General features: G+C 62.7%; 8 protein-coding genes. 6 read left to right on the top strand and 2 right to left on the bottom strand.

What is annotated here, in order from left to right; translation table 11 throughout:
• Positions 1-157 precede the first annotated feature (157 nt).
• A complete protein-coding gene (locus E0E00_RS10975; protein WP_165443672.1) occupies positions 158-1900 on the top strand; it encodes an IS1634 family transposase in 1743 nt (580 codons plus the stop codon).
• A 223-nt stretch (positions 1901-2123) separates the two neighbouring features.
• Entirely contained in the window at positions 2124-2504 is a 381-nt protein-coding gene (locus tag E0E00_RS10970) for a heavy-metal-associated domain-containing protein (protein WP_130812533.1), read from the top strand.
• A gap of 39 nt (positions 2505-2543) precedes the next feature.
• Here E0E00_RS10970 and E0E00_RS10965 read toward each other — a convergent pair whose 3' ends face one another.
• Positions 2544-3851 (bottom strand): serine dehydratase subunit alpha family protein, encoded by a 1308-nt coding sequence (locus tag E0E00_RS10965; protein ID WP_130812532.1) that lies wholly within the window; start codon positions 3849-3851, stop codon positions 2544-2546.
• A 52-nt stretch (positions 3852-3903) separates the two neighbouring features.
• Positions 3904-4665, bottom strand: coding sequence for an HAD family hydrolase (locus E0E00_RS10960; RefSeq protein WP_130812531.1), 762 nt, complete (start codon positions 4663-4665; stop codon positions 3904-3906).
• A 303-nt stretch (positions 4666-4968) separates the two neighbouring features.
• Here E0E00_RS10960 and E0E00_RS10955 point away from each other — a divergent pair, with 303 nt between their 5' ends.
• The 4 genes from E0E00_RS10955 to E0E00_RS10940 all read left to right on the top strand — a co-directional run bounded on the left by E0E00_RS10955 (position 4969) and on the right by E0E00_RS10940 (position 8203).
• Positions 4969-5919, top strand: coding sequence for a winged helix-turn-helix transcriptional regulator (locus E0E00_RS10955; protein WP_165443671.1), 951 nt, complete (start codon positions 4969-4971; stop codon positions 5917-5919).
• A gap of 82 nt (positions 5920-6001) precedes the next feature.
• Positions 6002-6484 (top strand): PTS sugar transporter subunit IIB, encoded by a 483-nt coding sequence (locus tag E0E00_RS10950; protein ID WP_130812529.1) that lies wholly within the window; start codon positions 6002-6004, stop codon positions 6482-6484.
• An 85-nt stretch (positions 6485-6569) separates the two neighbouring features.
• A complete protein-coding gene (locus E0E00_RS10945; RefSeq protein ID WP_130812528.1) occupies positions 6570-7340 on the top strand; it encodes a PTS sugar transporter subunit IIC in 771 nt (256 codons plus the stop codon).
• A gap of 2 nt (positions 7341-7342) precedes the next feature.
• On the top strand, positions 7343-8203 hold the full coding sequence (locus tag E0E00_RS10940) for a PTS system mannose/fructose/sorbose family transporter subunit IID (protein WP_242622242.1): 861 nt from the start codon (positions 7343-7345) through the stop codon (positions 8201-8203).
• Positions 8204-8516 lie beyond the last annotated feature (313 nt).

The following is an 8516-nucleotide window of genomic DNA, read 5'->3' as shown; positions in this document are numbered from 1 at the left end:
CTCCGTAGTTTTGCAGTTGCCCTAGTCTGACCTCCCACCCCTTGCCCAGCTAGATGGGCATTTTTTATGTCAAATTTTAAGTATTTATCTTGTTACGTTGTGTTACGCGGTGTATAATGCGAAGCACATGTTCCCGCAGGTGAGAGGCGGTTTCCGCATGTACCTGAAGAAGACGCCGAGCAGGAGCGGCAGGGTGAGCCTGTCCGCCGTGCAGGGCTACCGCGACCCCGAGACCGGGCGCGTGAGGCAGCGCACCGTGGAGACCTTCGGCTACGTCGACGCGCTCGAGGCGGAGTTCGACGACCCGGTCGCGCACTTCGCCGAGGTCGTGGCGGCGATGGACGCCGAGAGGCTGGCGGCGGAGGGGCCGCAGACGATCACCGTCCACCCCCTGCAGAGGGTGGACAAGCGCAGGACCAACCGCATGGCGGCGGGCGACGCCGTGCCGATGGCGTACTACGGCGCCCTCGGGGTAGAGGCCGCCGTCAGGTCCAACATGCGGGGCAGGAGGACGGGCTTCGACGTGAACGCGCTGCTGAGGCTGCTGGTGATGGAGAGGCTGCTGGCGCCGGGCTCCAAGAGGGCGGCGTGGGAGAGCTCGGGCCGCCATTTCTACCGATGCGACCTGTCCGAGTCCGACGTCTACCGCGGGCTCGCGGTGATCGCCAGGATGTGGGGCGCCATGGTGTGGAAGGCGAACTCGTCCACCGCCGCCGCGGGCATCCGCGACTTGAGCTGCGGCTACTACGACTGCACGAACTGCTACTGCGAGAGCGACGGCGACGAGCCGCGCCGCAAGGGCGTCTCCAAGGAGCGCCGCCCCAACCCCATCGTGCAGATGGGGCTCATGCAGGACGCCAACGGCGTGCCGGTGGACTTCCGCATATTCCCCGGCAACGTGCACGACGGCGACACCCTGGTCGACGCGCTGCCCGAGGCCAGGAGGGCGGCGGGCATGGGCCGGGTGGTCACCGTGGCCGACAAGGGCATGAACTGCTCGAAGAACGTAATCGCCACCGTGGCGCGCGGCGACGGCTTCGTGTTCAGCCAGTCCATACGCGGCACCAAGGGCCGCAGGGAGCTTCGCGAGTGGGTCATATCGGACAGGGGCTACTCCCCCAGCGCAAACGGCACCTTCAAGATGAAGTCCCGGCAGGACACCAAGACCATAAGGGTCCCCAGGGAGGACTCCGCCGACGGGCGCGGGCACTCCGTCGAGGTGGACGTGCAGGTCGTGGCCTTCTGGTCGCGAAAGTACGCCGAGCGCGCCCGTCACGAGAGGGAGAGGGTGCTGGAGAAGTCGCGCCAGCTCGTCGCCAACCCGGGGAGGTGCACCCGCGCCACGCACCTGGGCGCCGCCAAGTACGTGCGCAACGTGGGGTTCGACGCCGCCACCGGCGAGGTCGTCGAGTGCGCCAAGGCCCCGGAGCTCGACTACGCCGCCATCGAGGCCGACGCCGCCTGCGACGGCCACTGCTGCATAGTCACCTCGGAGACCGGCTGGGAGCCGGCGAGGGTGGTCGACACCTACCGCGAGCTGTGGAGGATCGAGGAGGCCTTCAAGGTCACGAAGTCGCACCTGGGGGCAAGGCCGGTGTACGTCTGGACGCCGGAGCACATCCAGGCCCACTTCCTCACCTGCTACCTGGCACTGGTCATAGAGCGGCTGATCGAGCGCGCGCTGGGCAACCGCTACTCAGCGGGCGCGATACTGGAGGACATGAGGGCGCTGGAGTGCAGCTCGGTCGACGCGGAGTGGTGGCTCTTCGACCACCGCACCGACCTCACGGACGGGCTATTCGCGCTGATCGGCGAAGAGGCCCCCAGGAAGTTCATGCGCACCGGCGACATCAGGGGGCTTTTCAAGAAGGGGCGCGAGGTGCGCTGGAAGGCCCTGTAACACTACAGAAAATATACAAGTGAAAAAGAGGCCGTTTTCCCGGTAAGCACAGGTAAAACGGCCTCTTCAACTGCAAAAGTCAGGCTAAGTCACATATTCGCTGCGGCACCTGCCGCGCCCTCGTACGTCTCGGCGATGTTATAGTTATCCATCGTTAACAAATTGTCGCTACGGCTTTGTCGTTTCATCGTGGTGACTTGCTGGGCGGAGATAGGAGTAAGCCATGAAACCAGTCGACGTCATTCTCATCGCTGCCGTCATCGCCATCCTTGCCGTTGCCATCCGTCGCTTCATTGGCACGGCAACGGGCACGCGCGACTGCTGCAGCGGGGCGAAGAAGAAGTCCAACGTCAAGCGGTTCAAGGCCACCAAGATCGAGGACACCAACGAGAGCCACTATCCCTACCAGGCTGACTTTGAGATTGGCGGCATGAGCTGCGAGCACTGCGCGGAGAGTGTCACCCGGGCACTCGACTCGATCGATGGTACCTGGGCCACGGTCTCTCTTGCGGGTGGTCGCGCCCATGTGCGCTCGAAGTCACCCATCAACGAGGACGTCTACCGCAAGGTCGTCGAGGAGGCCGGCTACCGCTTGGTGGGGTAGCGAATGAGACAAGTGAGACAAGGGGACTGTCCCCCTGTCTCACGAGCAGACCGTCTTGCCAATCATGATGTTCAAGATCTCGACATCGGTGGGGTGCATGCCAACGCGACCCACGTAGCCCATCGAGCGTATGGTCTCCTCGGTCGTCTCGCCGATAAGCCCCTCGCCTGGCCTAAAGTCCACGTTGGCCAGTGCCATATCGCATCCGAGAATCGCTGCGTCGACTGCCGCGGCGATTTTTGCCGCGCAGCTGGGCTTGGCCCCGTCGCAGACGATGCCTCCCACGTTGGCAAGCGTGTTGGCGATGGTTGCCTGGTACTGTCCGAAGGAGCCTCCGCGCAGGTAGCAGACGGCTGCTCCCGCGCCCGTGGCTACCGTCACGGCACCGCAGAACGCCGAGAGCTCGCCGATGAAGCGCTTGGCGTGTATCGCCGTGAGGTCGGAGAGCGTGACGGCCCGCAGCATCTCGTCGTGAGGGACCCTCAGGTACTCGGCATACTCTGCGACCGGAAGCGAGCATGTGATGCCCTGGTTGCCGCTCCCGCAGTTAATCACTACCGGCATGGCGCATCCGCTCATGCGCGCATCGGATCCAGCGGCGGCGGCAGCCCGCGCACGGCACGAGATGTCGTCTGGCCTTGTGAGAAGGAGTGTCTTGCCAATGCGAGCGCCCCAGTCGCCCGAGAGCCCCTCGCTGGAGATGGCGCGGTTAAGCCCTACCTGGCGCTCGACCATCTCGCGTATGTCCTCGACATCCACCTCGCGCACAAACTCCCAAATGCCCTCAAGCGAGAGGGACGAGAGGCCCGGCTCCTCGGGTTCACCGTCGATTGCGCAGGTGTCCTGCTCGTTTGCGATGACTCCATCAACGCTGACGGGGTTTCCGTCGCGTGTGAGCTCGACCACGTTGGTGTGCCTGCCGGCAACGCACGCTACGCCGCTGTGCCCCCGTGCCGTGGCAACTGCGCGCACGTAGAGGTTGGGCACGCCCTCAGCGAGAGAGACCGAGCAAAACCCTGCCGAGACAAGCTTGCGTGTGTGCTGGCGGTCCTTCTCGTCTACGCCCTCAAGCACCTCGAGTGCGCGCGTGGCATCTCCGCCCACGGCACCAAGCGTTGCTGCGGCCTCAATGCCGCGCTGGTCGCCGGAGTTTGGCACCGTCACGCTCTTTACGTTCTTGATGATGTTGCCGCTGCAGGACATCTCGAGGTGCTCGGGCTTTTGGCCCAGGGCGTCACGGGCAAGCGCAGCCACGTACGCCACGGCGATGGGCTCGGTGCAGCCGAGGGCGCAGACAAGCTCGCGCCTCAGGATGTCCAGATAGGTGTCATAGGTGCTGCGGTCCATGGGCCCTCCAGCCGTCTCCCGACTTCAAACAATGAACGGGGAAACGGTAGCGCTAGAGGGATGCCATGTCACGCCTGTTGGCCTCCTCGCCGTCAAACCTCCGGATGATGTTGGGAAGCTCTCGAGCAAGGCGAGACATGGGGCCGTGCCACACTGCGCGGCGCGGCCAAGCGTGGCCAACGTAGATGGTGCGCAGACCACAGTCGGGACGGGGGAAATCACGGCGCGAGTCGTTGCCCACCATGAGGCACTCGTCGCAGGTAAGCCCCAGCGTGTTCACAAACTCCTGGTAGAAGCGGGCATTGGGCTTGAGCCGATGTGTGTTGTCCCAGTTAGAGGCCAGCGAGAAGTCTTCGGGTGAGACGTCTGCCCAACCCATGCGCGCCTCGACGCACGCCTCCGAGAAGGCTGGGTTTGTGGCAAGCGCACAGGTGAGGCCAAGCTCGTGTACCACGTCTACGGCTCTGTGCCCTCCACGTTGTGGGCGTGCGGCAACAATGCCGCCATGCATGGTGGGCACGACTTCACGCTCGTAGAAGTCAACTGCGTCTGCGATTGCGGGGTCGTCGAGCGGTATGCCCGCGAGCGCGTTGACCTCCTGATTGAAGAGCTGATGGTTGGTGAGGTCATCGGAGCGGTTCGAGTTCTCCAGTGCCAGGTATGCCTTGGTGAAGGGGATGCCCATGACCGGCGCGGGCGTGCGGGCGATTCTGCCGAGAAGGCCAGAAAGTCCCGCAACGTAGCGTGTCATGAATGCGGTGAAGTTGATGTCGAGCAAGGTGTCGTCGAGGTCGAAGAGGACCGCCTTGATCATGCCGCTTGAACCTCCTCCCCGCCTAACTACGCCTTCGGCTCTGATACCCTTTGTGACCCCATGACCCTACAGAACCGCGTGCCCCGATGCAAGCTACATGCGATTGCCGCAATACCCTAAGCGTTGTGGCATTCTGACCGCCTGCGTTTCTATTTGACCGCTGGCAGTTTCGCCGTTCGCTCGTCTTCCGGAAACCTATATATTTTCACGCAGAAAATAAGTATGGCCCTGACAGAGGCATGGCAGTGCGATGGGGCGCTGGATCCATTGCCACTAGGCTGGTACGGCTTTGGAGGTGAAGGCATGTCGGGTGGCGTTGAGCACATCGCAGATGCCAACCGAGCCCGCATCATGCGAGCCCTCGTCGACCACGGACCCCTCTCCCGCGTGGAAATCGCACAGGTGAGCGGCCTGTCCCCGGCTACTGTGACGCGCAACATCGCCTATCTCATGACGGTGGGCGTGCTTGCGGAGGACACCACCCGCGTGCGCACCGGCGGCAGGAGCCGCATCCCCGTCACCGTAAACGCCGCCTACGGTCGCATTGCCATCGTGGGCCTCACACACCGCGGTGCCACGCTCTACCAGTACGACATGGCGCTCGAGCCCTGCGCCGAGCCCATCTCGCTTGGCGAAGGCTTTGCCTCGGCAGACCTTCCACGTACGGTCGAGGCGCACCTCTCGCGCGCAGACGGCGAGTTCGAGAAGACGCTGCGTGCGGTGGGGGTCCTTCGCTGTGACAACTCCTGGGACGCCGCCTGCGGCCTCTCGGACGCGCTCTCCCGTCGCCTCGGCGTCCCTGCCTTCGAGCAGCGCGCCGAGGACTGCGCCGAGTACAAGATACTCCACGACGAATCGGAGGAGGCGAGCTCCAACCACCTGCTGGTGAGTCTGGGCTCCGAGGTCCTCGTGGGCATCGCCCAAGGCGGCAAGCGTCTTCCCCTTCGTAGCGGCTCGTACGCCGAGATTAGCCGTCCGCTCGCCAACAGCGGCGAACCCGAGGGCGCTATCGTTGACCGCCTGGTCGATATCCTCTCTATTCTCACCTCCCTCTTCGCTGTCGATGCCATCTTCATGATGGGTTCCGGAGAGGAGACACTCATTGCCGGAGTGCCCGTCGACCTGGGCAATGTTGCCAAGGCGGGAGGCGTCTCCGGAGAGCTCCCTAGGGTTGTGATTGTGAGCCAGACCTTGCGGGAGATGGCACGCATCATGACCGCGCAGGTGAGAGGCATGCTCCTGCACGCCGGGTGATCCGGCTCGCGTCGGTTATGGGGCCGTGGCCAACCCACGGCAATGCGCGCGTCCCCAAGGCGCGCGGAGGGAAGGGAGACGTATGGTAGTTCTCGTAAGGTGTGATGACCGCCTTATTCACGGCCAGTGCATGACCGTCGTGGTGAAGGGCAACCACATCGAGCGCATCATCGTCGTTGATGACCTTACAGCAAGCAACTCGATTCTGCGCTCGGTCTTCAAGGCTGCCGTTCCCGCTGACATGAAGGCTGGAGTCTACACGGTTGATGAGGCCGTTCCGCTCATCGAGAAGGCCATGGGCGACAACATCCGCACGCTCGTGCTCATGAAGTCCCCCATCACGTACAAGCGTCTGCTGGAGAAGGTGCCCGGACTTCCCAGGGAGCTCAACGTTGGGCCCATGTCCAAGCGCAAAGGCACCACTGAGGTGACCCCTACCTCGCACCTCATGCCTGACGAGGCAGAGGCTGTGAAGGATGTCGTGGGCCAGGGCGCTCGCGTCTTCTTCCAGCAGGTTCCCAGCCAGCCCGTTGTCGAGTGGGATGACGTGAAGGGCAGGTTCTAGGGTCCGTGCACGGACTTCGGACCCGAGCAAGATTCCGTCGGTAGCAGGATAAGGTCCTGGTGTCAGAGGAAAGGAAGGTACTGCCATGAGTTTTCTACAGGCACTGCTCCTGGCACTGTGCGGGTGGATGGGCTCCATCTACTCTCCGGTGCTCATAGGAGGCCTCGCGGGCTGGTACACAATCGGCCGGCCGCTGGTCTCAGGCATGATCATTGGCATCATCCTTGGTGACGTCCAGACCGGCATCATCATGGGCGCCGCCATCCAGATGCTCTACATCGGCCTCGTAACCCCTGGCGGCACAATGCCTGCGGACGTCAACTTTGCTGCGTGGATTGGCATCCCGCTGGCCATGGTCGCCGGCGCCGGCAAGGAGTATGCGCTTGCGCTTGCCGTGCCGCTGTCGTCTCTGGGTGTCCTCGCCGTCTATGGACTGTGCGCCATCAACCTGTACTTCGTGCACAAGCAGGACGCCGATGTCGAGGCCGGTAGGCTTGACGCTGCCGCGCGCATCCCCATCGTTGGCCAGATTACCAACTTCGTGCTGCGCTTCTTCCCGATCCTCCTCATCAACTTCTTTGGTCAGGATCTCATCACCGCGCTTGTCAACGCACTGCCCGTCCAGGTGACCGACATCCTCCAGATCTTCGCCAACATGCTGCCGCTCGTGGGCTTCATGCTCCTCATGCGCATGATCTGCAAGCGTGACGTCGACCTCATCCTCTTCTGCGTTGGCTTCGCGCTCATGTCCGTGCTCCAGCTCGGCATGGTCACCATTGTGATCTTCGCGCTGGGCATTGCCTATCTCGACTACCGCGGCACCAACGCCGCTGCTGCTCCCGAGAGGAGTGAGTAGACATGACAAATGACATCACCACCGAGTACCAGGAGATGGGCGGTGCCAGGAAGCTTGGCAAGAGTGCCATTCGCCGCGCGTACTGGGATTGGATGTTCTACAACCTGTCTGTGCAGAACTTCGAGAGGATGCAGGGCCCAGCCATCATCAGGATGCTGGCCGACGTCCGCGAGGACCTCTATCCTGGTGACCACCAGGCCCAGCAGGAGATGCTCGAACGCCACGAGGTCTTCTTCAACACCGAGCCGTACCTGGGCAGCATCGTTCCCGGCATCGTCCTCGGCATGGAGGCGAGCAAGGCAGAGGGCAACGACGAGGTCTCCTCTGAGTTCATCAACTCCATTAAGACCGCGCTCATGGGCCCCTTCGCCGGCATTGGCGATTCGCTGCTTCCCGGTACGCTGATTCCGATCCTGCTCTCCATTGCCCTGGGCATGTCACCCAACGGCGAGGTCACCGGTCCAATCTTCTATATCGTGGTCTTCCTGGCAATCATGCTGCCGCTCACCTGGTTCCTCTTCTCCTACGGCGTGAAGGCCGGCGCCAACGCGGCGGAGCTGGTCCTCTCGGGTGGCATCAAGGACAAGATCACCCGTGCCGCCGAGGTCGTTGGCCTTATCGTCGTGGGTGCCATCTGCGCGCAGTACGCCAAGTTCAACATTGGCCTTGTCTACACCAGCGGTGACCTTACGATCAACATTGCCGACGTCCTCGACTCGATCTTCCCCGAGCTACCAGTGCTGGTCATCTCCTTTGTGACCTACTGGCTCATGGTCAAGAAGAACTGGTCTGCGGGCAAGGCCATGCTGCTCATGCTCGCAATCTCCGTCGTGGGCTACTTCACCACGATTCTCACGGTCTAGTTGCGGGGGCCTTCCTAGTCATTGGGCTTGCATGGGGCGCACCTGCCATCCGGCATGGTGCGCCCCATGCAGACGCAGGGGAGGACCCCGCCCGCCGCCTTCCTTGCCACGCAGGCCGAACGTCTTGCCCACATTTAGAAAAAATGGCACCTGATGCTTGAAATTGCGCCTGCGAACAGGCTAATCCTGACTTTTGCAGTTGAAGAGGCCGTTTTACCTGTGCTTACCGGGAAAACGGCCTCTTTTTCACTTGTATATTTTCTGTAGTGTTACAGGGCCTTCCAGCGCACCTCGCGCCCCTTCTTGAAAAGCC

Origin of the sequence: Olsenella sp. Marseille-P4559 (genome assembly GCF_900605015.1) — a bacterium.
In the GTDB taxonomy this organism is placed as follows: Bacteria; Actinomycetota; Coriobacteriia; order Coriobacteriales; family Atopobiaceae; genus Tractidigestivibacter.
The sequence above is the reverse complement of the archived record's forward strand: the minus strand, read 5'-3'. Positions and strand labels throughout refer to the sequence as shown.